This is a genomic window from Stenotrophomonas rhizophila (assembly GCF_000661955.1).
Lineage (GTDB): Bacteria > Pseudomonadota > Gammaproteobacteria > Xanthomonadales > Xanthomonadaceae > Stenotrophomonas > Stenotrophomonas rhizophila.
This window is the reverse complement of sequence record NZ_CP007597.1, coordinates 2,460,984-2,484,938: the sequence shown is the minus strand read 5'-3', so window position 1 is coordinate 2,484,938 and position 23,955 is coordinate 2,460,984. Positions and strand designations below refer to the sequence as shown.

Sequence of the window (23,955 nt, the reverse complement as noted above, 5' to 3'; positions counted from 1 at the left end):
GGCGACACATCACCGGGCCTTCTGCCAAGCCGCGTTCGAGGGCTTACTCCCGCACCTCGGTCACCAACGTCGGCATTTCCCAGGCGCCGCCGGCCGAGACCAACCGGCACAGCCCGGTGCTGGACACGTCGGTCTTCACGAACTGGGTGCCGGTCCAGCCCCAGCTGGTGGTGTAGAAGCAGTCGCCCAGACCGCGGCCCCTGTGCGATTCGACGATGGTGCGCACGTCATCGCCTGCGCCGGAGGTGGTCACCAGCCGCGGCTGGTACGGGGCACGGTCGTTGACCACCCAGTAGCCGTCACCGGTGTTGTAGGCCGCGCGCCAGCAGGCCTGCGAGACCAGCAGCTTGTCCGCACTCAGGCGCTGCACGGTGATCTCCTGCGGGCCCTCATTGGAGATCACGCTGTCGCCCGGGTGCAGGGCCTCGCAGTCGTCGGCCGATGTCGCCGCGGCCAGCGCCGCGCGCAGCGCCTTCGATTCGCCCAGCGCTTCATCGGCGGGGCGGGTGGGCACTACCTTGGCCAGCTTCACCACCGGCATCGGCACGGCCGGCAGCACCGTGCTTTCCGCCTTGGTGCCCTTGCGGGCCAGCGCGCCCGGCGTGCCCAGCCGGCCCTGGAACTCGTCCATCTTCAACAGCACCGCCGAGGCGCCGCGATCGGACACCGTCCAGCGCTTGCCGTCGTTGCCAGTCAGCACGATCCGGCTGGTGCCGGTCAAGGTGGACAGCAAGGCCTTCACCTGCGCCGGCGAGAGCACGGCGGTGCCGTCTGCGGCCTTGTAGGCCAGTGCGCCCAGTTTGGTGTCGTTGATCTGCAGTGATAGCTGCTTGGGCAGTGCTGGTCCGTCCATTTGCCCGAGCATCACCTCGGCCTTGACCGGCTGGTCGGGGCCCGCCAGCCGGGTCAGCAGGATCGACACCGGCGCATTGCCGCCGTCCTCGTCGTTCTGGTAGCCGGCCGCGCGGCAGGTGCGGGTGTTGTCGCAGGCCAGCGTCCAGTCGTTGTGGGTGAAGCTCAGGCCATTGACGGCGGCGGCGGGCGCGGCGTGGGCCGGCAGCAACGGGGCCAGCAACAGCAGGGGGAGCAGGGCAGGCAGGCGCATGCGGGACGTCCTTGTAATGACGCAATGGGGGAGCGGCATCTTGGCCCACTGCGGCGGGCACGCCAAGCCTTGCATCGGCTCAACCCCGTTTGCCGGCATGATCCGTTCAACCTGCTGTCATCGGATAAGGAGCGTCACATGCAACGCACACTTCGTGGGATCGGCATGCTGGGCATGCTGCTGCTGGGCACGCAGGCAGGTCTGGCACCGGCACGCACGGTGCCGCGTCCGCCACCGGTAACGCCGGTGCTGCAGGTGGCCGGGGCCGAGGCGCCCGTGCAGCTGCGCCAGGTGCGCCTGGACAGCCGCGTGGTGGCGGGCCTGGGCGAGACCCGCATCGAGATGACCTTCTTCAACCCCAACCGCCGCGTGCTGGAAGGGCAGCTCGAATTCCCGCTGGCCGACGGCCAGCAGGTGGCCGGGTTCGCGCTGGACATCGACGGCGTACTGCGCGACGCGGTGCCGGTGCCCAAGGCGCAGGGCCGCCAGGTATTCGAGGCGATCGAGCGGCGCCGGGTCGACCCGGGCCTGCTGGAGCAGACCGCGGGCAACCAGTTCCGCCTGCGCGTGTACCCGATCCCGGCCCACGGCAGCCGCCGCATCGTGCTCACCTTCCGTGACACCCTGCCGGTGGATGCACAGGGATTGCGCTGGGCCATGCCGCTGCAGTTCGCACGGGGCGCCGAGGAAGTGGTGCTGCGCATGGAAGCCCGGGGCACCGGTGCCCCCACGGCGATCCAGCCGTCGCCCTGGAAATTCAGTGCCGAACAGGGCGCCCATGTCGCGCAGTGGCAGGGGCGCGGTGATGCATTGCCGGCACAGGTGCTGTGGCGGCTGCCGCAGGTGCGGCAGCCCGACGTGGTCACCGGCCTGCACGAGGGGCAACGCTATCTGCTGGCGCAGGTGCCGGTGCCGCCACAGGCCACGCCGCGGGTGCTGCCGAAGCGCGTGGGGCTGGTGTGGGACGCATCCGGTTCGGCGCGCCAGCGTGACCGGGCCGCGGAGTTCGCGGTGCTGGACCGTTACTTCGCGGCGCTGGGCACGGGCGAGGTAGAGCTGACCGTACTGCGCGACCGCGCCGAACCGACGCGCCGCTTCCGTATCCAGGGCGGCGACTGGAGCGCGTTGCGGACCTACCTGACCGGCCTGCCGCTGGACGGTGCCAGCGCGCTTGGCGCGTGGACGCCGCGCCCCGACATCGGCGAGTACCTGCTGGTCAGCGATGGCCTGTCCAACTACGGCACCCCGGCGCCGCCGACACTGGCAGCGGGACAGCGCCTGTACGCGCTGAGCAGCGCCGGCGCGCGCACCGATGGTACCCGCCTGCGTGCATGGACCGGGGCCCACCATGGGCAGGCATTGGTGCTGTCCAGTGCGGCCGAGGTCGAGGCGGTGCTGCCCTTGCTGCTGCAGCAACCGGCGCAGGTCGTGGCGTTGCGCGGCACCGGTGTGGACCAGCTGGTGGCGGACGCAAGCGCGGCCAGCCAGGGCTGGGTGCGGGTGTCCGGCCGGGTGCAGCGCGATGATGGCGTGGTGGAGGTGCAGGTGCGCCTGGCCGATGGCCGCGACCACACCCAGCGGATCACGCTGGCCGGTGCCCGCGCACTGGACGGGGGGCTGGTGGCGCAGGCCTGGGCCGGCGCCACGCTGGCCGGTTACGCGGCCGACCCGGTGGGCAATGCCGCGCGGATCGGCACGCTGTCGCAGCAGTTCGGGATGGTCGGTGCGGACACCTCGCTGCTGGTGCTGGAGACCCTGGACGACTACCTGCGCTATGGCATCCGCGCCCCGGCACCGCTGCGCGCCGACTACGACCGCCTGCATGCCGTGCGCATCGGCGACGAAAAGCAGGCGCGTGCGCAGCGCCTGGACCAGATCGCGCTGCAGTTCGCCGAACGCGAGCGCTGGTGGAACACGCGCTGGCCCAAGGGCGCGCCCGCGACCCAACCGGTGCTGACCAAGGCCGCGCCCATGGCGGTTGCCGCTGCGGATGCGCAGGTCTACATGGAGGCGCGCGTCAATGACGTGGTCACCCCACCTTCGCCGCCCGCACCGCCGGCGCCGGCGCCGATGGCACTGGCCGCTGCGCCGCGTGGCGACCTGGAGGCTGTCGCCGTCACCGGCAGCAAGCGCAGCCGCAGCAACAGCGGCGCCATCGCAGTCACGCTGGCCGCCTGGGAACCCGATTCGGCCTATGCCCGACGCCTGCGCGGTGCCGCACCCGCACAGCTGTACGCGCTGTACCTGGCCGAACGCGAGCAGCACAGTGACAGCAGCGCGTTTTACCTGGACGTGGCCGACCTGCTGCTGGCCGCCGACCAGCGCGAGCTGGGCTTGCGCGTGTTGTCCAACCTGGCCGAGATGCAGCTGGAAAACCGCCACGTGCTGCGCGTGCTCGGCTACCGCCTGATGCAGGCCAATGCGCCGGACCTGGCGGTGCCGGTGTTCCGCCAGGTGCTGCGGCTGGGCGAGGAAGAGCCGCAGAGCTTCCGTGACCTGGGCCTGGCGCTGGAGGCCAGCGGCCAGTACCAGCCGGCGCTGGACGCGCTCAACGAGGTAGTGGTGCGGCCCTGGGACAGCCGTTTCGACGGCATCTCGCTGATCGCGCTGGACGAGCTCAACACCCTGGCCGCACGCGAACGCGTGGATGCCCGTGCCGTCGATCCGCGGCTGCGCCGGGCGCTGCCGCTGGACCTGCGGGTGGTGCTCAGCTGGGACAGCGACAACAGCGACATGGACCTGTGGGTGACCGACCCCAACGGCGAGCGCGCCTACTACGGCAACCGGCTCACCTACCAGGGCGGGCAGATGTCGCAGGACTTCACCGGCGGCTACGGGCCCGAGCAGTTCTCGCTGCGCGATGCCAAGCCCGGCAAGTACAAAGTGGAGGCGAACTTCTTCGGCAGCCGCGAGCAGCTGGTCACCGGCGCCACCACCCTGAGCCTGCGCCTGAGCACGCACTGGGGCACCGGCAAGCAGCGCGACCAGCAGGTCACGATGCGGCTGAAGGACAAAGCCGAGACGGTGCTGGTGGGCGAGTTCGAGGTGCGCTAGCACGCCACCGCGGTTCGACAGGGAACAGGACAGGGCGACGCAGATGACGTCGCCCTGTCTGCACTGGGGCGGGCGGCTACAATCCAGGGCCTGCCCCTCTTTTCCGGCCTTTCTGCATGGACCCTGTCATGGCCCCCGCCGCGCCGGTGCGCTGGCGTCCCGCCACCCGCTTCCTGGTCTGGTCGGCCATCCTGCTCACGACTGCGGTCGCCAATGCCTTCGTCGAGGTAATGGACGCCCAGCGCCGTGGCGATGGCCTGGCACTGTGGGAACCGATGATCTGGGAGCTCAGCAGTGTGGTCGTGATCCTGCTGACCCTGCCGTTGCTGTGGTGGGGTTGCCAGCGCTGGCCGCTGCATGCCGATACCTGGAAGCGACGGCTGCCGGCGTACCTGCTGGCCAGCGTGGCGTGGTCGCTGGTGCATGTGGTGGGGATGATGGCCCTCCGTCATGTGTCCTATGCGGCGCTGGGCCAGCACTACGAAGACGGCTCACCCTGGCCGACGCGGCTGGTGTACGAGTACCTCAAGGACGTCCGCGCGTTCTTCAGTTTCGTGGCGATCGAACACTTCTTCAGCTGGTTCGGCCGGCGACGGCAGGGCGAGGCGCATCTGCTGGCAGCGCCCGATGACGCGCCCACGGCGGAGCCCGCCGATGTGGCACGTCCCGAGCGCTTTCTGGTGCGCAAGCTGGGCCGGGATTTCCTCGTGGCCACCGCCGATATCGAATACGCGCAGGCGGCCGGCAACTACGTCAACCTGCGTGTGCGCGGGCATGACTATCCGTTGCGCAGCACCATGGCGGCGCTGGAGGAGCGGCTGGATCCGGCGATCTTCGTGCGTGCCCACCGCAGCTGGGTGGTCAACGTGCGCCGGCTGGTCTCGATCGAGCCCCTGGACGGCGGTGAGGCGCTGCTGCACATGGACGATGGCGGGCGGGTGCCGTGCAGCCGCCGGCAGCTGCCATCGTTCCGCCAGGCATTGGCGGCGCAGGCCACCGGCTGACGGCAGAGCGCCGCCAGCCGGCGTGGCACCCCGGATGCCCGGGATGCCGTCAGGCAGCTCAGCGCTTGCCGTCTTTCTTGATCATCGCGTCGATGCGACCGGCGCGTGCTTCCGAGCCCGGGTGCGAGGACATCAGGCCACCTTCGCTGGACAGCTTGCGGAACATGCTGGCCAGCGCGGCCGGGTCGTAGCTGTGGCGCTTCATGAAGCGGTAGCCGTACTCGTCGGCCGCGCTCTCTTCCTTCTGCGAGAACTGGGCGTTGACGAAGCCTTCGGCCAACTCGCCCAGCTGGCCCTGGGTCAGGTCGGCGACGTTGGCGTTGCCGGAGGCGGCCAGGGTGTCGCGACCGGCCGAAGTCAGCATGGCGGTGCGCATCTTGGTCTTGCTGTGGCCCAGCTTCACGTGGCCGATTTCGTGGCCGATCACACCACGCACTTCGTCGTCGGAGGCCATGTCCATCAGGCCCGAGTACACGCGCACGCAGCCGTTGGCCATGGCCCAGGCGTTGACGTCTTCGGTGAGGTAGACCTTGAAGTTGAGGTTCAGGCCGTCTTCGTTGGCCAGGCCCTGGGTGATCTTGGCCAGGCGCTGGGCATACGGGCTGTTGGCCGGGGCGATCTTGTTGTCCTTGTCCATGTAGGCGCAGGCCTGGTCGGCGGCCTTGGCCACGTCGGCATCGGACAGGGTCAGGGCCTGGCCGGCCTTCATGCCGGTGCCGGCCAGCGACTTCAGGTCGATGGCCGAGGCGTTGCCAGCGGCGAAGCAGGCCAGGGCCAGCAGAACAGCGGAGGATGACTTCCTCATCGGGTAAAGCTCCATGTAGGTGGTATTGGGGGCGACCGCTGGCGGGGGCCACCGGGCGCGGCAGGAGTCTACCCTCTGGCCCGCCCGGCGTGTTCACCCATCGCTGACGCGGGCCGCCCGGGCGCCACCGCCGCCGGCCGTTGCGGCCTCAAAGCCCCGGATAGGCTATGATGGACAGTCTTTTCGCACGCACTAATTGCCGACATGATCGAGCTCAATCCTGTCCGCCAGCGCATCACCGATCTCACCGATCGCGTGCTGTCGCTCAGGGGGTATCTTTGACTACGACGCCAAGAAAGAGCGTCTGGAAGAAGTAACCCGGGAACTGGAAAACCCGGATATCTGGAACAACGCCGAATACGCCCAGAACCTGGGCCGCGAACGCGCCAACCTTGAAAAGACCGTGGGCGGCATCGCCACGATCCTGGATGGCCTGTCCGAGTCCGGCGAACTGCTGGAACTGGCCGACAGCGAACAGGACGAAGATACCGCCCTGGCCGTGGTCGCCGACCTGGACAAGTACCAGAAGCACGTTGAACAGCTGGAATTCCAGCGCATGTTCTCCGGCCAGATGGACAACGCCGCGGCGTTCGTCGACATCCAGGCCGGCGCCGGTGGTACCGAAGCCCAGGACTGGGCCGAGATCCTGCTGCGCATGTACCTGCGCTGGTGCGAATCGCGCGGCTGGAAGACCGAGCTGATGGAAGTGTCCGGTGGCGACGTCGCCGGCATCAAGTCGGCCACGCTGCGCGTCGAAGGCGATTACGCCTACGGCTGGTTGAAGACCGAAACCGGCGTGCACCGCCTGGTGCGCAAGTCGCCGTTCGATTCGGACAACCGCCGCCACACCAGCTTCACCTCGGTGTTCGTGTCGCCGGAAGTCGATGACAACATCGAAATCGACATCAACCCGGCCGACCTGCGCACCGACGTGTACCGGTCCTCCGGTGCCGGTGGTCAGCACGTCAACAAGACCGAATCGGCGGTGCGCATCACGCACATTCCGACCAACACGGTCGTGGCCTGCCAGACCGGCCGCAGCCAGCACCAGAACCGCGACAACGCGATGAAGATGCTGGCCGCCAAGCTGTACGAGCTGGAAATCCAGAAGCGCAACGCCGAGCGTGACGCCGTGGAAGCCACCAAGTCCGACATCGGCTGGGGCAGCCAGATCCGCAATTACGTGCTCGACCAGAGCCGTATCAAGGACCTGCGCACCGGCATCGAACGGTCGGACACGCAGAAGGTGCTGGACGGCGACCTCGACGAATTCGTCGAAGCCAGCCTGAAGTCCGGCCTGGCCGTGGGTGCCAAACGCACCGACGCCTGACCGTCGGGGCCGCCGCGCGCGGCCCCGATCCGGTGTGCCCGGGCCGCGCCCGGTTTCGCAATCCGCCCCGACCATCGGCATGATGGCGGGGACCGTACCTCCCCCCGACATACATAGACCCACGCCATGAACGATCAGACCGCCGCGCCGCAGCCCCCCGTCGACGAGAACAGCCTCATCGCCGAGCGCCGCGCGAAACTGACCGCCCTGCGCGGGCAGGGCATCGCCTACCCGAACGATTTCCGCCGCGAACAGTTCGCCGGCACCCTGCAGGCCGAGTTCGCCGACGCCGAGCAGTGGACCGCTGAAGCGCTGGAAGCCACCGACCGCCAGGTGAAGATGGCCGGCCGCCTCATGGCCAAGCGCGTCATGGGCAAGGCCAGCTTCGCCCAGATCCAGGACGAGTCCGGCCGCATCCAGCTGTTCCTGCAGGGCAGCACCCTGGGCGATGCCTACACGGCGTTCAAGGGCTGGGACGTGGGCGACATCATCGGCGTGGAAGGCGGGCTCACCCGCACCAAGACCGGCGAGCTGTCGGTCAAGGCCACCAGCATCCGCCTGCTGACCAAGTCGCTGCGCCCGCTGCCGGACAAGTGGCACGGCCTGGCCGACGTGGAGCAGCGCTACCGCCAGCGCTACGTCGACCTGATCGTGACCCCGGAGTCGCGCGAGGTGTTCATCAAGCGCTCGCGGATCATCCGCGCCATGCGCGCCTGGCTGGACAGCCGCGACTTCCTGGAAGTCGAAACGCCGATGATGCATTACATCCCCGGCGGCGCCACGGCCAAGCCGTTCACCACCCACCACAACGCGCTGGACCTGGACCTGTACCTGCGCGTGGCCCCGGAGCTGTACCTCAAGCGCCTGGTCGTGGGTGGGCTGGAGCGCGTGTACGAGATCAACCGCAACTTCCGCAATGAAGGCGTGAGCACCCGCCACAACCCGGAATTCACCATGATGGAGCTGTACGAGGCCTACGCCACGTACACCGAAGTGATGGACCTGACCGAAGGCGTGATCCGTGACGTGGCCAGCAAGGTGCTGGGCACCACCACGGTGGAGTGGGACGGTGCCACCATCGACCTGGCCCCGGCGTTCCGCCGCTGGCGCATGGACGAGGCGGTGCGCCACCACAACCCGGAGATCAGCGCCGCCGACTGCACCGACCGTGATGCGCTGGCCGCCCATTGCGAGCGCCTGAAGATCCGCATCAAGCCGTCCTACGGCTGGGGCAAGCTGCTGCTGGAGATCTTCGAGGCCACCGTCGAGCACACCCTGGTGCAGCCGACCTTCATCACCGACCACCCGGTCGAGGTGTCCCCGCTGGCCCGCGCCAACGACGACCAGCCCGGCTACACCGACCGCTTCGAGCTGTTCATCAACGGCAAGGAGCTGGCCAACGGCTTCTCCGAGTTGAACGACCCGGAAGACCAGGCCGCCCGGTTCCAGGCCCAGGTGACGGCCAAGGAAGGCGGCGACGACGAGGCCATGCACTACGACGCCGATTACATCCGTGCGCTGGAGTACGGCATGGCCCCGACCGGCGGCCTGGGCATCGGCATCGACCGTCTGGTGATGCTGCTGACCGGCAGCAGTTCGATTCGTGATGTGCTGCTGTTCCCCTACATGCGTCCGGAAAACTGAGACGTGCGTCCGGGTGCCCGGCACGGGCATCCCGGGCGGGGTTCCGCTGCCGTGGCCGCGCGAGTATCGTTTCTGCGTGGTCATCCGGGCAGTTCGGCGTGATGGCCAGGCAATGATCGAGCCGAAGGCGGGCGTGACGCTCGCATCACACTGCGGCTACGATCATGAACCGGGCGATCGCGACGGGAGGCGGATCCATGCAAGGTGCCAGTGTGCAGAGTGGCGGAGTATCCTTTCCGCAGCATGTTCCAGTGTGGTCCAGGAAGACGGCGGAAGCAGCCTTGAATATTGTCATCGTTGACGATCAGACGTCCGCGCGCACCATGCTGCGTCATGTCATCGAGGACATCGCGCCGGAACTGAGCGTGCACGACTTCGGTGACCCGCTCACCGCGCTGGCCTGGTGCGAGTCGCACCCGGTCGATCTGTTGCTGCTCGACTACCGCATGCCGGAAATGGACGGGCTGGAATTCGCCCGCCGGTTCCGCCGCCTGCCCAAGCACCGCGACATCCCGGTGATCCTGATCACCGTGGTCGGCGACGAGCCGATCCGCCAGGCCGCGCTGGAAGCCGGCGTGATCGATTTCCTGGTCAAGCCCATCCGCCCGCGCGAACTGCGCGCGCGCTGCTACAACCTGCTGCAGCTGCGCCAGCAATCGGAAAACGTCAAACAGCGTGCGCTGTCGCTGGAGCAGCGCCTGCTGGCCAGCATGCACGAAGTGGAAGAGCGCGAACGCGAAACCCTGTCGCGGTTGGCGCGTGCGATCGAGTTCCGTGATGCCGGCACCAGCGCCTACCTCGAGCGCATGGCGCACGTGGCCGGGTTGATCGCCGAACAACTCGGCCTGCCCGAGGAAGAGTGCAAGCTGATCGAAATGGCCGCGCCGCTGCACGACATGGGCAAGATCGCCATTCCCGATGCAGTGCTGCTCAAGCAGGGCAAGCTCAACGAAGAAGAGCTGGCGATCATGCGCCGGCACCCGCGGATCGGCTACGAGCTGCTCAGCGGCAGCCAGAACCGCTTCATCCAGGTGGGCGCGCTGATCGCGCTGCGCCACCACGAGCGTTATGACGGCAGCGGTTACCCCGACGGCCTGATCGGCGATGCGATCCCGCTGGAAGCGCGGATCGTGGCGGTGGCGGATGTGTTCGACGCGCTGATCTCGCCCCGCCCGTACAAGGAAGCGTGGACGATGGAAGCCACCATGGCCTACCTGTACGCGCAGCGTGGCCGCCTGTTCGACCCGCGCTGCGTGGACGCGCTGATGAAGGGCCGCGAGCAGCTGGAAGAGATCTGCGCCCAGCACTCGACCGCCTCGACCCGCCCGGGAATGTGAGATGCAGCCCCTGTACCCGTGGCTGAAGCGCCGGCTGGCGCAACGTCCGGATACCGAGCACGGGCAGGTGGTCGTGCGGATCGCCCTGATTTCGCTGATCCTGCTGTATGTGCTGCTGGCGGGGGCGCGCAACCACCTGCTGGACGAGTACCACGGCGTGCTGGCCACGGCGCTGACCGGGCTGGGCATGTCGCTGCTGTTGCTGGGCTGGCTGCTGTGGCGGCCGCAGCGGTCGCACCTGCGCCGGGTGGTCGGCATGCTGGCCGACTACGGGTTGATCGCGCTGGGCATGATCCAGATGGGCGAGCCGCTGGCCTGGGTGTATGCGGTGGTGATGTGGGTGACGGTGGGCAATGGGCTGCGCTACGGCAACCGTTACCTCGCCGCTGCCATCGCGCTGGCCATGCTCGGCTTTGGTACCACCGTGTTGCTGACCCCGTACTGGATGGACAACGCCAGGCTGGCTTTCTTCCTTTGGTTGGGGCTGGCAGTGGTGCCGATGTGCTGCTCGACCCTGCTGCGCCGACGCATGCGAGTGCCCCCCATGAACGAGTCTCCCCGCACCGGCCACGCCGGCAAGCAGCACTTGCTGGCCCGGTTCAAGCAGCGCCTGTCGGGCCGGCCCGACAGCGAGCACGCGCAGAACCTGATCCGCATCGCCATCACCTCGCTGTTCATCATCTACCTGGGGTGGCGCTACCTGGAAAACCACGGCGATACGCTGCTGGCCACCTGGCTGATCCTGGCCTTCGAGCTGACCGTGTCGGCCGGGCTGCTGGCGGCCATCCTGCTGCAGCCGGGCGTATCGCACGTGCGGCGGGTGATCGGCATGCTCACCGACTATTCCTGCATGGGGCTGATCATGACCATCCAGGGCGAGCCGGCCGCGCCGCTGTACGCGGTGTGCCTGTGGGTCACCATCGGCAACGGCATGCGCTATGGCAGCACCTACCTGCGCGTGGCCACGGCCATGGGCTGCGTGGCGTTCCTGTGCACGATCATGCTGGCGCCGTACTGGCAGCAGCACAGCTACCTGGCGTGGGGGCTGCTGCTGGGGCTGGCGGCCATCCCGCTGTACTTCGACTCGCTGCTGCACGCACTGACCCGCGCGGTGGCCGAGGCGCGCCAGGCCAACGAGGCCAAGAGCCGCTTCCTGGCCAACATGAGCCATGAATTCCGCACCCCGCTGAACGGCTTGGCGGGCATGACCGAAGTGCTGGCCACCACCCGCCTGGACGAGGAGCAGCGCGAGTGCCTCAACACCATCCAGGCCTCGGCGCGCAGCCTGCTGGCGCTGGTGGAGGAGGTGCTGGACATCTCGGCCATCGAGGCCGGCAAGGTCCGCGTGGAGCGCCACGAATTCGCCCTGGCCGACGTGCTGCAGGCGATCAACCTGATCCTGACCCCGCAGGCGCGCACCAAGGCGCTGGAGTACCGCGTGGTGGTGGACGAACACGTGCCGCCGCGGCTGTACGGCGATGCCGGCCACCTGCAGCAGATCCTGCTCAACCTGATGGGCAACGCGGTCAAGTTCACCGATGACGGCTTCGTGGCGTTGAGGGTGTCGCTGCTGGACGGGCAGGTCGGCGAGCGGGTGATGCTGCGCTTTGAGATCCTCGATAGCGGCATCGGCGTGCCGGCCGCGCTGCGCGAGCGCCTGTTCGATGCCTTCGAGCAGGCTGACGTGGGCCTGGCCCGCCGCCACGAGGGCACCGGCCTGGGCACCTCCATTGCCAAGGGCCTGGTGGAATCGATGGGCGGCCGCATCGGCTATACCCCCAACAGCCCACGTGGCAGCGTGTTCTGGGTGGAAATCGCGCTGGACGTGGCGATGACCCCGGTACTGACCGGCGACACCACCGAGAATGGCAACGTCATCGCCTTCTCCAATCCGTTCCTGCGCCACCGCGCCCGGGTGCGCAGCCTGCGCGTGCTGGTGGCCGACGACCATGCGGCCAACCGCATGGTGCTGCAGCGCCTGCTGGAGAAGGCCGGCCACAAGGTCGTCTGCGTCAATGGCGGCGAGCAGGTGCTGGACATGCTGGAGCAGTCCGACTTCGACACCGCCATCGTCGACCTGCACATGCCGGGCATGAGCGGCCTGGACCTGCTCAAGCAGCTGCGGGTGATGCAGGCCAGTGGCATGCCCTACATCCCGGTGATGGTGCTCAGTGCCGATGTCACCCCCGATTCGATCCTGCGCTGCGAACAGGCCGGTGCGCGCGCGTTCCTGGCCAAGCCGGTGGTGGCCACGCGGTTGCTCGACATCCTGGCCGACATCGCCGCCAACACGCGGCCCGAGCCGGGTATCCAGGCGGTGCCCGCCGCGCCGGTGGTGGCCGGCGCGCTGGATCCGGCGGTGCTCGACGAGCTGGCCGCGCTGGGCATGGGGGAGGGGTTTGAAAAGCAGTTCATCGCCCAGTGCCTGAGCGATGTCGACGGTTGCATGGCCCGTATCCAGACCAGCGGTGAACAGCAGGCCTGGGATCAGCTGCGCGAACACGCCCACGCGCTGCGTGGGGTGGCCAGCAACCTCGGCCTGGTTCAGGTGGCCAATGCCGGGGGTGAGCTGATGCGCATGCCCGACTGGCAGCTCAAGGCCGAATGGACCCCGCGCGCGGCTGCCCTGGGCAATGCGTTGCGGCAGGGAAGGAAGGCACTCGACGCCCGGGCTGTCGCCCTGCGGCAGTCCGATGGCGACGAGTGCACGCCCTCCTGAACATGGCCAGGCTCAGCCGGCATCACCGTTGCGCCGTCCCTGTGCCCGCACCAGCCGGTCCATCGTACGCAGCGACTTTTCGCCCAGCTGCATGGCCGTGTCCACCCAGATCTCGGTGATCCGCATCATTTCGTGCAGCGGCACCATGCTGGACACTTCCGACACTTCGCGCATGGCCGCCCAGGCGTGCGGAATGCGCTTGCTGTCCTTGATCACCCGCTCGACCGCGGCCACGCCTTCACCCACCGGCACCACCACGTCCACCAGGCCCATCTCGTGCAGTTGGCGGGCGGTGTAGAGGTTGCCGTCCAGCATGATCTTCTCGGCCAGGCGCGGGCTGATCCGCTGGCACATGAAGGAGTAGGCGCCCATGCCGGGGAACAGGTCGAACAGCACCTCGGGCAGGCCCATCAGCACGCCTTCCTCGGCCACGATGGTGTGGCAGCTCAGGGCCGCCTCGAAGCCACCGCCAAGCGCGTTGCCCTGCACCAGCGCGATGCTGTGCGCGCGCACGCCCAGGCCGGCGTGGAACGCATGCACCCCGCGCACGCAGCGCTGGGCGTAGTCGAGCAGGCGCGGGCGGTCGCCGTCGCGGATCAGGCGGCAGAACAGTTCCAGGTCGCCGCCCAGGTTGAACACGTCGCTGTCCGACGCCAGCACCACGTGCGGGGACAAGGCGTGCGAGATGCTCAGGCGTTCGCCGAGCTCGCGCTGGTAGCCCACGATATCGTCCACCAGCCGCGAGGCGAAGCAGGGGCGACCGGGCTGGTCGACCAGGTTGGCGTGCATGTGGATCCAGTACACGTCACGGTGCGCTTCTTCGGTGATGCGCAGGGTCGGGTGCAGCTGCGGGCGGGGGGCAAAGGGATGGACTGCAGACATGGGAGTTCTCCGTAAGACCGTCCGGCCGACCGCATTGCGGACGGAGAATGAAGGGGGCGAGCAGAACGTGCGGCGGCGAGTGATTCTATGCGCGGGGTGTGAACCGCCCGCAAGCGCTGCCCCGGCCAAGCGCAGTCCCGGGTGACCCGGCCCAGGGGCGGTGGCTGTCATCTTGGGCAGCTTCATGCCGCGTTGACGCCCGCAAAGCCTTGCGGCCCGGGGCTCTTGGGCAGTCCCCCGCACGCGGCCCGGCGTTTCTGGGCCCGGGGTGGCGGCGTTCGGAATGGAACGAATCTGGGCGGGGTGCATCGGGTCAGGGTGGGGTTGCGCGGGTCTGCCCCTGGCTCCTGTGGCCACTTGCCCGCTGCTTGTCGATCTGTAACTAATAGACCGTTCAAGGAGTGGACAAGGCGCGTGCGTAGTTCCGGGCGCGATGACAGGTTTAAACGGGGGAGCAATGGAGAGAATTTACGCCACGCGCGTTGGGCGCGTGACAGCGTCAGCGGTCTTGCTCATCGCACTTCTGGGTGGAGCGACGACGGCTTTCTCTGCGGAACGCACGATCGAGATTTCACGCGCAAAAGGTCCGGACCCGGATCTCAGGAAAAGCATCGCTGCTCAGGTGGCGGCCAGTACAGACCCCTTGTCCCCAACCGCATTGAAGAGCTTCAGGGATCTGCTTGAAACTAGAGGCTGGCCTACGTTTGATGCGGCGGGAAGGGAGGGTATCGACGATGCCGGCAAACTGTTGCTCCGCGCATCGAGCGATGTTGAGTTCCAGCAGCAGCTTCTGCGGCTCCTGGATGATCGGGTGGGGGTAGACATAGATCCGCTTGGCTACGCGCGGCTCTCCGATCACGTTCAGATCAGGCACGATCAGACGCAGTCGTACGGAACACTCATGGGTCTGGTCGACGGCGGGATTGCGATCAGCCCGGTTCTGGACGGCATCGCCGCAGCACGATTCTTCCGTGATTTTTATGGCTTGCCATCTGTCGAGGAGCAGATCGCTTCAGCAAGGTCCGCGCATGCGGCCGGGCAGCGCCTTTCCGACATCAATGGTGATCCACGACTCTCGGCGGACTTCAAGCCGTATACCCAGCCTGCAGTTCGTCAACGATTGGGAGAGATGATCGCAGGCGACCAAGCCACTCGGGCTGGGCTTTCCAAGGCGACTGGAGCGGCGCGCGAAAAGCTGCTGGCCGAGATGCGGGAAATTGACAGAAAGAATATCGGGGAGATAAAGAGAATTTTTAACGAAGTGGGATTTCCCGACGTACAGATGGTGGGTCGGGACGGCGTCTCTACTGCCTTCCTGCTGGTTCAACACGCAACCGACGATCCGGCGTTTCAGCGGCGCGCTCTGGAGCTTGCCAGGCCGTTGATGGATTCGCGCCAGATGTCCAGGCAACAGTTCGCCGCACTCACCGACCGCGTTCTTCTGGCCGAAGGCAAGCAGCAGTATTACGGTACCCAGGTTGAGATCGTGGCGGGAAAGGCGGTTGCAAAATCCCTTTCCGACCCGGATGGGGTGGATTCGCGCAGGGCAAGCATGGCGATGGGACCGCTGGACGAGTATCTGAAGATCCTGCAGGAGCGTTACCGGAAGTAAGCCGAGGCGCTGTCGCAAAGCGCAGCATGTTCTGCCGGCAACAAAAACGCCCGCAAGGTGGTGCCTTGCGGGCGTTTGGTAGTGCGGTTGCTACCCCTGCTTACGCCGGTGGCGTATCGCGCAGTTCGCGGCGCAGGATCTTGCCGACGTTGGTCTTCGGCAGTTCCTTGCGGAACTCCACGATCCGGGGGTGCTTGTACCCGGTCAGGTTGGCCCGGGCGTGTTCCTTGACCATCTCGGCGGTCAGGTTCGGGTCCTTCTTGACGATGACCACCTTGACCACTTCGCCGGACTTCTCGTCGGGCACGCCGACTGCGGCCACTTCGAGCACGCCAGGCATCATCGCGATGACGTCTTCGACCTCGTTGGGGTACACGTTGAAGCCGGACACCAGGATCATGTCCTTCTTGCGGTCGACGATGTAGAAGAAGCCGTGCTCGTCCATCCGCGCCATGTCGCCGGTGTGCAGCCAACCGTCGGCGTCGATGGCCTGGGCGCTTTCTTCCGGCCGCTGCCAGTAGCCCTTCATCACCTGCGGGCCCTTGATGCACAGCTCGCCCACTTCGCCCGGGGTCAGCGTCTTGCCGTTGTCATCCTTGACGCACGCATCGGTGGACGGGATCGGCAGGCCGATCGCGCCGTTGTACTCGGCCAGGTTGAGCGGGTTGATGCAGGCGGCCGGCGAGGTTTCGGTCAGGCCATAGGCCTCGACCAGGGTCACGCCCGTGGCCTTCTTCCAGCGCTCGGCGACCGCGCGCTGCACGGCCATGCCGCCGCCCAGGGTGAACTTCACGGTGGAGAAGTCGATCTCGTCGAAACCGGGCGTGTTGAGCAGGCCGTTGAACAGCGTGTTGACGCCGGTGATGGCGGTGAAGCGGGTGGCCTTGAGCTCCTTGACGAAGCCCTTCATGTCGCGCGGGTTGGTGATCAGGTGGTTGCAGCCACCGAACTTCATGAAGACCAGGCCGTTCGCCGTCAACGCGAAGATGTGATACAGCGGCAGCGCCGTGATGATCACTTCCTTGCCCGGCTCGATGCCCGACGTGGACAGCCACGCCGAGGCCTGCTGCATGTTGGCGATCAGGTTGCGGTTGGTGAGCATGGCGCCCTTGGCCACGCCCGTGGTGCCGCCGGTGTACTGCAGGAAAGCCACATCCTCATGGTCGATCTCGACCTTGGGCAGGGTGTGGCGGCTGCCCAGCTTGAGTGCCTGGTTGAAGCGCACCGCGCCGCGGATGCTGTAGTTGGGCACCATCTTCTTGATGTACTTCAACACGAAGTTCACCAGCAGGCCCTTGGCACCGAGCATGTCGCCCAGGCCGGTGGTGATGACCTGCTTGATCGGGGTGTCGGCAAGGACCTGCTGGACGGTGTCGCCGAAGTTGTCGACCACGACCAGCACCGCAGCGCCGGAATCCACCAGCTGGTGCTTGAGCTCGCGCGCGGTGTACAGCGGGTTGACGTTGACCACGGTGAGGCCGGCGCGCAGCACGCCGAAGGTGGCCACCGGGTACTGCAGGCAGTTGGGCATCATCAGGGCGACGCGATCGCCCTTTTTCAGCTGCAGCTCGCCGAGCAGGTAGGCAGCGAACTGCTCCACCAGCGCGTCGGTTTCACCATAGGTGAGCTGCTTGCCGAAACTGGAGTAGGCGGGACGGTCGCGGTACTTGGCCACCGAGGTATCGAACACGGCAGAGACCGAAGCGAACTCGTTGACGTCGATCTCGGCAGGTACGCCGTTGGGATAGCTCTGCAGCCAGGGACGTTCCAGACTCATATTCCCCCTCCAGGAATCGTTGATGAAAGTGTGTGCTGGCCCTGAGTATCCGCCAGTTCACGTCCGGGCAGCATACCGGGCCGGATGGAAAAGGCGAAGAGGGCGTGAAGAGGCGGCGATCTGCCGCGGGGGTGACGACCGCATGGCCCGTTGGCCCCGGTGGGTCGCGACCGCGCTGGACCACGAGCCCGGTGGGCCAAGACCCTGGTGGGCCACGACCGTTGGTCGTGGCGCTTTCATGGCAGCCCCGACCAACGGTCGGGGCCTACCGGTGGGGTCAGCCCTTGGCAGCCAGCTGGCGCAGTACGTACTGCAGCAGGCCGCCGTGCTTGAAGTACTCCACTTCCTTCGGCGTGAGCAGCATCACGTGCACCTCGAAGGTCTTGCGGGTGCCATCGGCCTTGGTGGCCGTTACGGTGGCCGTCTTGCTGGCGCCATCGTTCAAGCCGGTGATGTCGATGGTCTCCGAGCCGTCCAGGCCCAGGCTCTGCGCGTTCTCGCCGGCCTTGAACTGCAGCGGCAGCACGCCCATGCCCACCAGGTTGGAGCGGTGGATACGCTCGAAGCTCTCGGTGATTACGGCCTTGACGCCCAGCAGGTTGGTGCCCTTGGCCGCCCAGTCACGCGACGAGCCGGTGCCGTATTCCTTGCCGGCGAACACCACCAGCGGCACGCCGTCGGCCTTGTACTTCATGGCCGCGTCGTAGATCGCCAGCTTCTGCGGCTCGCCACCGCCTGCGGGGAAGTACAGCGTGTTGCCGCCTTCCTCGCCCCCGAACATCAGGTTCTTGATGCGGATGTTGGCGAACGTACCGCGGACCATGACGTCATCGTTGCCGCGGCGACTGCCGTAGCTGTTGAAGTCGGCCGGCTGCACGCCGCGCTCCTGCAGGAAGCGGCCTGCCGGCGAGTCCTTCTTGATGTTGCCGGCCGGGGAGATGTGGTCGGTGGTGATCGAATCCCCGAACAGGCCCATCACCCGCGCGCCGTGCACGTCGTCGACGTGACCGACCTGCATGGTCATGCCGTCGAAGTAGGGCGGGTTCTTGATGTAGGTCGATGCGCCGTCCCATGCGTACAGGTCGCCGTCCGGCGAAGCGATGGTGTTCCAGCGGGTGTCGCCCTTGAACACATCGGCGTAGTTCTGCTTGAACATCTCCGGCCCGATGGTCGCGGCGATCACATCGCCGATTTCCTTGTTGCTCGGCCAGATGTCGCGCAGGTACACGGGGTTGCCGTCGCGGTCATTGCCCAGCGGCTCGGTGGTGAGGTCGATGTCGGTGGTACCGGCAATCGCATAGGCCACCACCAGCGGCGGGCTGGCCAGGTAGTTCATTTTGACTTCCGGGTGCACGCGGCCTTCGAAGTTGCGGTTGCCCGACAACACCGAGGTCACCACCAGGTCGCCAGCGGCGATGCCGGCGCTCACTTCGGCCGGCAGCGGGCCCGAATTGCCGATGCAGGTGGTGCAGCCATAGCCGACCACGTAGAAGCCGATCTTCTCCAGCTCGGTAAGCACGCCGGCCTTTTCAAGGTAATCGGTGACCACGCGCGAGCCTGGGCCAAGCGAGGTCTTCACCCACGGCTTGCGGTCCAGGCCCTTGGCGGCCGCGTTGCGTGCGAGCAGGCCCGCACCGATCATCACCGCCGGATTGGAGGTATTGGTGCACGAGGTGATCGCGGCGATCACCACCGCGCCGTCCTTCAGGCGGAAACGCGTGCCATCCAGTTCCACATCGCTGTAGCCCTTGGCCAGCTGTTCGTTGCCGACCGCGGCGCCGCCGCCTTCGTTGACGAACTTGGACACGTCATCGTTGCGCTTGTCGCGGTTGGTGGTCAGCCCCACCAGGCTGTCGCGGTAGTTCTGCTTGACGTCTTCGAGCAGCACGCGGTCCTGCGGCCGCTTCGGGCCGGCCAGCGACGGCTTGACCGTGCCCATGTCCAGTTCCAGCGTGGCGCTGTAGCTGGCGTGCGCGGTCTGCGCGTCGTGCCACAGGCCCTGCGCCTTGGCGTAGGCCTCGACCAGGGCGATCTGTTCTTCACTGCGGCCGGACAGGCGCAGGTAGTTCAGCGATTCCTCGTCGATCGGGAAGATGCCGCAGGTGGCGCCGTATTCCGGGGCCATGTTGCCGATCGTGGCGCGGTCGGCCAGCGGCAGGTGCTGCAGGCCTTCGCCGAAGAACTCGACGAACTTGCCAACCACGCCGTGCTTGCGCAGCTGCTGGGTGACAGTAAGCACCAGGTCGGTGGCGGTGGCGCCCTCGGGCAGCTTGCCGGTGAGCTTGAAACCCACCACCTGCGGGATCAGCATCGAGGACGGCTGGCCGAGCATGGCCGCCTCGGCTTCGATACCGCCCACGCCCCAGCCGAGCACGCCGATGCCATTGATCATGGTGGTATGGCTGTCGGTGCCGAACACGGTGTCGGGGTAGGCCACCGGCGTGCCGTCCTTGTCGGCGGTCATCACCACGCGGGCCAGGTTCTCCAGGTTCACCTGGTGGACGATGCCGGTGTTGGGCGGCACCACCTTGAAGTTGTCGAACGCCTTCTGGCCCCAGCGCAGGAAGCCGTAGCGTTCCATGTTGCGCTGGAATTCGATCTTGCCGTTGAGGTCCAGCGCGTCGGGCGTGCCGAACACGTCCACCTGCACCGAATGGTCGATGACCAGTTCCGACGGGATCTGCGGATTGATCTGTTCCGGGCGGCCGCCCAGCTTGACCACCGCATCGCGCATCGCGGCCAGGTCGACCACGCAGGGCACGCCGGTGAAATCCTGCAGCACCACGCGCGCGGGCATGAAGGCGATTTCGATGTCCGGCTCGGCGGTGGGGTTCCAGCGGGCCACTGCCTCGATGTGGTCGCGACCGACCGTGGCGCCACCATCCTCGTGCCGGAGCAGGTTCTCCAGCAGGATCTTCATGGAGTAGGGCAGGCGGGAGATGTCGAACTGCTGTCCGAGCTTGGGCAGGCTGAAGTAGTCGTAGGTCGTGCCGCCGACGTCCAGCTGGCTGCGGGTGGAGAACGAATCGCTCATGCGGGGTGACTCCTCTTGCGGATGGCTTGCGTTGGCCCGCCCGAGGCAGGCCTGCTTGCGTTCGCCGTTGGCCCATAGGCCCGGTGACCGTTCCAAGTATGAACGATTCAGCCGGCCTTCGGCCTGCGGCATCGGGTCTCAGGGTACATAGAGATATGTATCGCTGATGTCATGGGGACCTGCGTATCCTTTGGCCGGCAAGGCCGGGATGGGGCGTGGCGCGTCCTCGGGTGGAAGTATGCCCCCGGAAGTATGTATAATTTGTGCATACTTTGGAGGGCCTACCGATGGAAGCCACCGTTGCAGAACGCGGACAGATCACCTTGCCCAAGGCGGTCCGCGATGCGCTCGGCCTGACCAAGGGCACCCAGCTGAAAGTGGAACTGGACGGCAGCCGGATCATCCTGCGCAAGAGCGTGGACGACGCGATTTCGCGCGCCCGCGGCAAGTTCGCCCTGGATGGCTTCGATTCGGCCCAGGCCGCCGTCGACGCGGTCCGCGACGCCGAGTGAGCCGCGCATGATTGCCGTCGATTCGCCGGTCCTGATCGAGCTGCTCAGCAACGGCCCCCAGGCCGACGCCGTGGAAGCCTGCCTGCGCCAAAGCCTGGTCGGAGGGCGCGTGGTGATCTGTGGCGTCACCCTGGCTGAGATCTGCGCCTCGCTGCGCGGCGGCGCCGAGGTGCAGGGCGCACTGGAAGAAATGGGTATCCATTTCAGCCCGCTGGAGGCCAAGTCCGCATTGCGCGCCGGCGAGATGCACCGCCGCCACCGCCAGCGCGGCACCAGCAGGCGCGGGCTGGACGATTTCATGGTCGGGTCGCACGCGCTGCTGCAGTGCGATGGCCTGATCACCTGGAACGATACGTTTTACCGCGACTACTTCAAGGGCCTGAAGCTGATCGTGCCGCACGCTTGAGCCCACTTATTCCACCGCTGTATTCAATCGCAGTCTTTTCAAAGAAATCCCGGGAGTTGTCATGTTGGAAGCCTACCGCCACCACGTAGCCGAGCGCGCCGCGCTTGGCATCCCGCCGCTGCCGCTGAACGCCCAGCAGACGGCCGACGTCATCGAACTGCTGAAGAACCCGCCCGCCGGCGAAGCCGAGTTCCTGCTGGAACTGCTGACCCACCGCGTGCCGGCCGGCGTCGATGACGCCGCCAAGGTCAAGGCCTCGTACCTGGCCGCGATTGCCCTGGGCAGCGAAGTCAATGCGCTGATCAGCCGCGAGCGCGCCACCGAACTGCTGGGCACCATGCTCGGCGGTTACAACGTCGCCCCGCTGGTGCAGCTGCTGGATGACGCCGTGGTCGGCGCCATCGCCGCCGACGCGCTGAAGAAGACCCTGCTGGTCTTCGACGCCTTCCACGACGTGCAGGAAAAGGCCAAGGCCGGCAATGCCAACGCCCAGGGCGTGCTGCAGAGCTGGGCCGATGCCGAATGGTTCACCAGCCGTCCGCAGGTGCCCGAAAGCCTGACCATCACCGTGCTCAAGGTGACCGGCGAAACCAACACCGACGACCTGTCGCCGGCCCCGGACGCCACCACCCGCCCGGACATCCCGCTGCACGCCTTGGCGATGCTGAAGAACAAGCGCGATGGCATCGAGCCGGAAGAAGACGGCAAGCGCGGCCCGGTCAAGTTCCTGGAATCGCTGAAGGACAAGGGCCACCTGGTGGCCTACGTGGGCGACGTGGTCGGTACCGGTTCGAGCCGCAAGTCGGCCACCAACTCGGTGCTGTGGTTCACCGGTGAAGATATTCCGTTCATCCCGAACAAGCGCTTCGGCGGCGTGTGCCTGGGTTCCAAGATCGCCCCGATCTTCTACAACACCATGGAAGATGCCGGCGCGCTGCCGATCGAACTCGACGTGTCGCAGATGAACATGGGCGATGTGATCGAGCTGCGCCCGTACGACGGCAAGGCCCTGAAGGACGGCGCGGTGATCGCCGAGTTCAAGGTCAAGTCCGACGTGCTGTTCGACGAAGTGCGCGCCGGTGGCCGCATTCCGCTGATCATCGGCCGCGGCCTGACCGCCAAGGCGCGTGAAGCGCTGGGCCTGGCCCCGACCGATCTGTTCCGCCTGCCGATGGACCCGCCGGATACCGGCAAGGGCTTCTCGCTGGCGCAGAAGATGGTCGGCCGCGCCTGTGGCCTGCCGGAAGGCCAGGGCATGCGCCCGGGCACCTACTGCGAACCGAAGATGACCTCGGTGGGCTCGCAGGACACCACCGGCCCGATGACCCGTGACGAGCTGAAGGACCTGGCCTGCCTGGGCTTCTCGGCCGACCTGGTGATGCAGTCGTTCTGCCACACCGCGGCGTACCCGAAGCCGGTGGACGTCAAGACCCACCACACCCTGCCGGAGTTCATCTCCACCCGTGGCGGCATCTCGCTGCGTCCGGGCGACGGCGTGATCCACAGCTGGCTCAACCGCATGCTGCTGCCCGACACCGTCGGCACCGGTGGCGATTCGCACACCCGTTTCCCGGTGGGCATTTCGTTCCCGGCCGGCTCGGGCCTGGTCGCCTTCGCGGCAGCTACCGGCGTGATGCCGCTGGACATGCCCGAATCGGTGCTGGTGCGCTTCAAGGGCACGATGCAGCCGGGCGTGACCCTGCGTGACCTGGTCAACGCGATCCCGCTGTACGCGATCAAGTCCGGTCTGCTGACCGTGGCCAAGGCCGGCAAGAAGAACATCTTCTCCGGTCGCATCCTGGAAATCGAAGGTCTGCCGGAGCTGAAGGTCGAGCAGGCGTTCGAACTGTCCGATGCCTCGGCCGAACGTTCGGCTGCCGGTTGCTCGGTGCACCTGAACAAGGAGCCGATCATCGAGTACCTCACCAGCAACATCACGCTGCTGAAGTGGATGATCGCCGAGGGTTACCAGGACGCCCGTTCGCTGGCGCGCCGCATCGAGAAGATGGAAGCCTGGCTGGCCAACCCGGAGCTGCTGGCTCCGGACGCCGACGCCGAGTACGCCGCCGTCATCGAGATCGACCTGGCCGACATCCACGAGCCGATCGTGGCCTGCCCGAACGATCCGGACGACGTCAAGACGCTGTCGGACGTGGCCGGTGCGGCCATCGACGAAGTGTTCATCGGTTCGTGCATGACCAACATCGGTCACTTCCGTGCGGCCGCCAAGCTGCTGGAAGGCAAGCGCGACATCCCGACCAAGCTGTGGGTGGCACCGCCGACCAAGATGGATGCTTCGGAGCTGACCAAGGAAGGCCATTACGGCACCTTCGGCACCGCCGGCGCACGCATGGAAATGCCGGGCTGCTCGCTGTGCATGGGCAACCAGGCGCAGGTGCGTGAGGGCGCGACGGTGTTCTCGACCTCGACCCGCAACTTCCCGAACCGTCTGGGCCGCAACTCCAACGTGTACCTGGGTTCGGCCGAACTGGCCGCGATCTGCTCGCGTCTGGGTCGCATCCCGACCAAGGAAGAGTACATGGCCGACATCGGCGTGCTGGATGCCAGCAGCAAGGACATCTACCGCTACATGAACTTCGACCAGATCGAGGACTACCAGGACGTGGCCAAGACGGTTGCTGCCTGATGCGTTGCCGGCCGATGGCCGGCAACCGGTAGCCATCGACCGTTGGTCGATGGGCTGAAAACAAAAAACCCCCGGTGAAAGCCGGGG

15 protein-coding genes are annotated in these 23,955 nt (G+C 66.9%); 10 read left to right on the top strand and 5 right to left on the bottom strand.

From position 1 onward, the window contains the following. Window positions 1–43: 43 nt before the first annotated feature. Window positions 44–1,105: a DUF1176 domain-containing protein gene (locus tag DX03_RS10560; RefSeq protein ID WP_038688560.1), complete on the bottom strand. Its 1,062-nt coding sequence runs from the start codon at window positions 1,103–1,105 to the stop codon at window positions 44–46. A 138-nt stretch (window positions 1,106–1,243) separates the two neighbouring features. Here DX03_RS10560 and DX03_RS10555 point away from each other — a divergent pair, with 138 nt between their 5' ends. Then, window positions 1,244–4,159: a VIT domain-containing protein gene (locus DX03_RS10555; protein WP_051598829.1), complete on the top strand. Its 2,916-nt coding sequence runs from the start codon at window positions 1,244–1,246 to the stop codon at window positions 4,157–4,159. A 128-nt stretch (window positions 4,160–4,287) separates the two neighbouring features. Beyond that, a complete protein-coding gene (locus DX03_RS10550; protein WP_038688557.1) occupies window positions 4,288–5,163 on the top strand; it encodes a LytTR family DNA-binding domain-containing protein in 876 nt (291 codons plus the stop codon). Window positions 5,164–5,221: 58 nt separating this feature from the next. Here the strand turns inward: DX03_RS10550 and DX03_RS10545 are convergent, their stop codons facing one another. Further along, window positions 5,222–5,968: a M48 family metallopeptidase gene (locus DX03_RS10545; RefSeq protein ID WP_038688555.1), complete on the bottom strand. Its 747-nt coding sequence runs from the start codon at window positions 5,966–5,968 to the stop codon at window positions 5,222–5,224. Between the two features lie 204 nt (window positions 5,969–6,172). Between DX03_RS10545 and prfB the strand changes: the two genes are divergently transcribed. The 4 genes from prfB (at window position 6,173) to DX03_RS10525 (ending at window position 12,998) form a co-directional block, all read left to right on the top strand. Further along, a protein-coding gene (gene prfB / locus DX03_RS10540) for a peptide chain release factor 2 (protein ID WP_102100629.1) occupies window positions 6,173–7,298 on the top strand; the annotation gives its coding sequence in 2 pieces (ribosomal slippage) (window positions 6,173–6,247 and window positions 6,249–7,298; 1,125 coding nt in all). Window positions 7,299–7,424: 126 nt separating this feature from the next. Continuing rightward, on the top strand, window positions 7,425–8,942 hold the full coding sequence (gene lysS, locus DX03_RS10535) for a lysine--tRNA ligase (protein ID WP_038688552.1): 1,518 nt from the start codon (window positions 7,425–7,427) through the stop codon (window positions 8,940–8,942). A gap of 197 nt (window positions 8,943–9,139) precedes the next feature. Further along, window positions 9,140–10,279 (top strand): cyclic di-GMP phosphodiesterase response regulator RpfG, encoded by a 1,140-nt coding sequence (gene rpfG / locus DX03_RS10530; RefSeq protein WP_038688550.1) that lies wholly within the window; start codon window positions 9,140–9,142, stop codon window positions 10,277–10,279. 1 nt (window position 10,280) lies between these two features. Beyond that, window positions 10,281–12,998: a response regulator gene (locus DX03_RS10525; RefSeq protein WP_081797220.1), complete on the top strand. Its 2,718-nt coding sequence runs from the start codon at window positions 10,281–10,283 to the stop codon at window positions 12,996–12,998. 12 nt (window positions 12,999–13,010) lie between these two features. On the opposite strand, the gene rpfF is transcribed toward DX03_RS10525, so the two are convergent. Further along, window positions 13,011–13,880, bottom strand: a complete 870-nt coding sequence (gene rpfF, locus DX03_RS10520; RefSeq protein ID WP_038688549.1) for a diffusible signal factor synthase RpfF — start codon at window positions 13,878–13,880, stop codon at window positions 13,011–13,013. A gap of 508 nt (window positions 13,881–14,388) precedes the next feature. On the opposite strand from rpfF, the gene DX03_RS20445 reads away from it, so the two are divergent. Then, complete coding sequence (locus DX03_RS20445) at window positions 14,389–15,492, top strand: DUF6624 domain-containing protein (protein ID WP_185753331.1); 1,104 nt, start codon at window positions 14,389–14,391, stop codon at window positions 15,490–15,492. 100 nt (window positions 15,493–15,592) lie between these two features. Here the strand turns inward: DX03_RS20445 and DX03_RS10510 are convergent, their stop codons facing one another. Together DX03_RS10510 and acnA are read right to left on the bottom strand one after the other, a co-directional pair. Beyond that, complete coding sequence (locus DX03_RS10510) at window positions 15,593–17,269, bottom strand: long-chain fatty acid--CoA ligase (RefSeq protein ID WP_038688547.1); 1,677 nt, start codon at window positions 17,267–17,269, stop codon at window positions 15,593–15,595. A gap of 277 nt (window positions 17,270–17,546) precedes the next feature. Next, window positions 17,547–20,303 (bottom strand): aconitate hydratase AcnA, encoded by a 2,757-nt coding sequence (acnA, locus tag DX03_RS10505; RefSeq protein ID WP_038688545.1) that lies wholly within the window; start codon window positions 20,301–20,303, stop codon window positions 17,547–17,549. Window positions 20,304–20,590: 287 nt separating this feature from the next. On the opposite strand from acnA, the gene DX03_RS10500 reads away from it, so the two are divergent. From DX03_RS10500 to acnB, 3 genes are all read left to right on the top strand, one after another. Continuing rightward, window positions 20,591–20,815, top strand: a complete 225-nt coding sequence (locus DX03_RS10500; RefSeq protein ID WP_038688544.1) for an AbrB/MazE/SpoVT family DNA-binding domain-containing protein — start codon at window positions 20,591–20,593, stop codon at window positions 20,813–20,815. A gap of 7 nt (window positions 20,816–20,822) precedes the next feature. Then, on the top strand, window positions 20,823–21,221 hold the full coding sequence (locus DX03_RS10495; RefSeq protein WP_038688541.1) for a type II toxin-antitoxin system VapC family toxin: 399 nt from the start codon (window positions 20,823–20,825) through the stop codon (window positions 21,219–21,221). A gap of 61 nt (window positions 21,222–21,282) precedes the next feature. Next, the gene (gene acnB, locus DX03_RS10490) at window positions 21,283–23,868 is read left to right on the top strand and encodes a bifunctional aconitate hydratase 2/2-methylisocitrate dehydratase (protein WP_038688539.1); all 2,586 of its coding nucleotides are present in this window, start codon (window positions 21,283–21,285) and stop codon (window positions 23,866–23,868) included. Window positions 23,869–23,955 lie beyond the last annotated feature (87 nt).

Coding starts and splice junctions, on each gene's coding strand:
- DX03_RS10560 (WP_038688560.1), bottom strand. CDS start 1,105: ATGCGCCTGCCTGCCCTGCTCCCCCTGCTGTTGCTGGCCCCGTTGCTG.
- DX03_RS10555 (WP_051598829.1), top strand. CDS start 1,244: ATGCAACGCACACTTCGTGGGATCGGCATGCTGGGCATGCTGCTGCTG.
- DX03_RS10550 (WP_038688557.1), top strand. CDS start 4,288: ATGGCCCCCGCCGCGCCGGTGCGCTGGCGTCCCGCCACCCGCTTCCTG.
- DX03_RS10545 (WP_038688555.1), bottom strand. CDS start 5,968: ATGAGGAAGTCATCCTCCGCTGTTCTGCTGGCCCTGGCCTGCTTCGCC.
- lysS (WP_038688552.1), top strand. CDS start 7,425: ATGAACGATCAGACCGCCGCGCCGCAGCCCCCCGTCGACGAGAACAGC.
- rpfG (WP_038688550.1), top strand. CDS start 9,140: ATGCAAGGTGCCAGTGTGCAGAGTGGCGGAGTATCCTTTCCGCAGCAT.
- DX03_RS10525 (WP_081797220.1), top strand. CDS start 10,281: ATGCAGCCCCTGTACCCGTGGCTGAAGCGCCGGCTGGCGCAACGTCCG.
- rpfF (WP_038688549.1), bottom strand. CDS start 13,880: ATGTCTGCAGTCCATCCCTTTGCCCCCCGCCCGCAGCTGCACCCGACC.
- DX03_RS10510 (WP_038688547.1), bottom strand. CDS start 17,269: ATGAGTCTGGAACGTCCCTGGCTGCAGAGCTATCCCAACGGCGTACCT.
- acnA (WP_038688545.1), bottom strand. CDS start 20,303: ATGAGCGATTCGTTCTCCACCCGCAGCCAGCTGGACGTCGGCGGCACG.
- DX03_RS10500 (WP_038688544.1), top strand. CDS start 20,591: ATGGAAGCCACCGTTGCAGAACGCGGACAGATCACCTTGCCCAAGGCG.
- DX03_RS10495 (WP_038688541.1), top strand. CDS start 20,823: ATGATTGCCGTCGATTCGCCGGTCCTGATCGAGCTGCTCAGCAACGGC.
- acnB (WP_038688539.1), top strand. CDS start 21,283: ATGTTGGAAGCCTACCGCCACCACGTAGCCGAGCGCGCCGCGCTTGGC.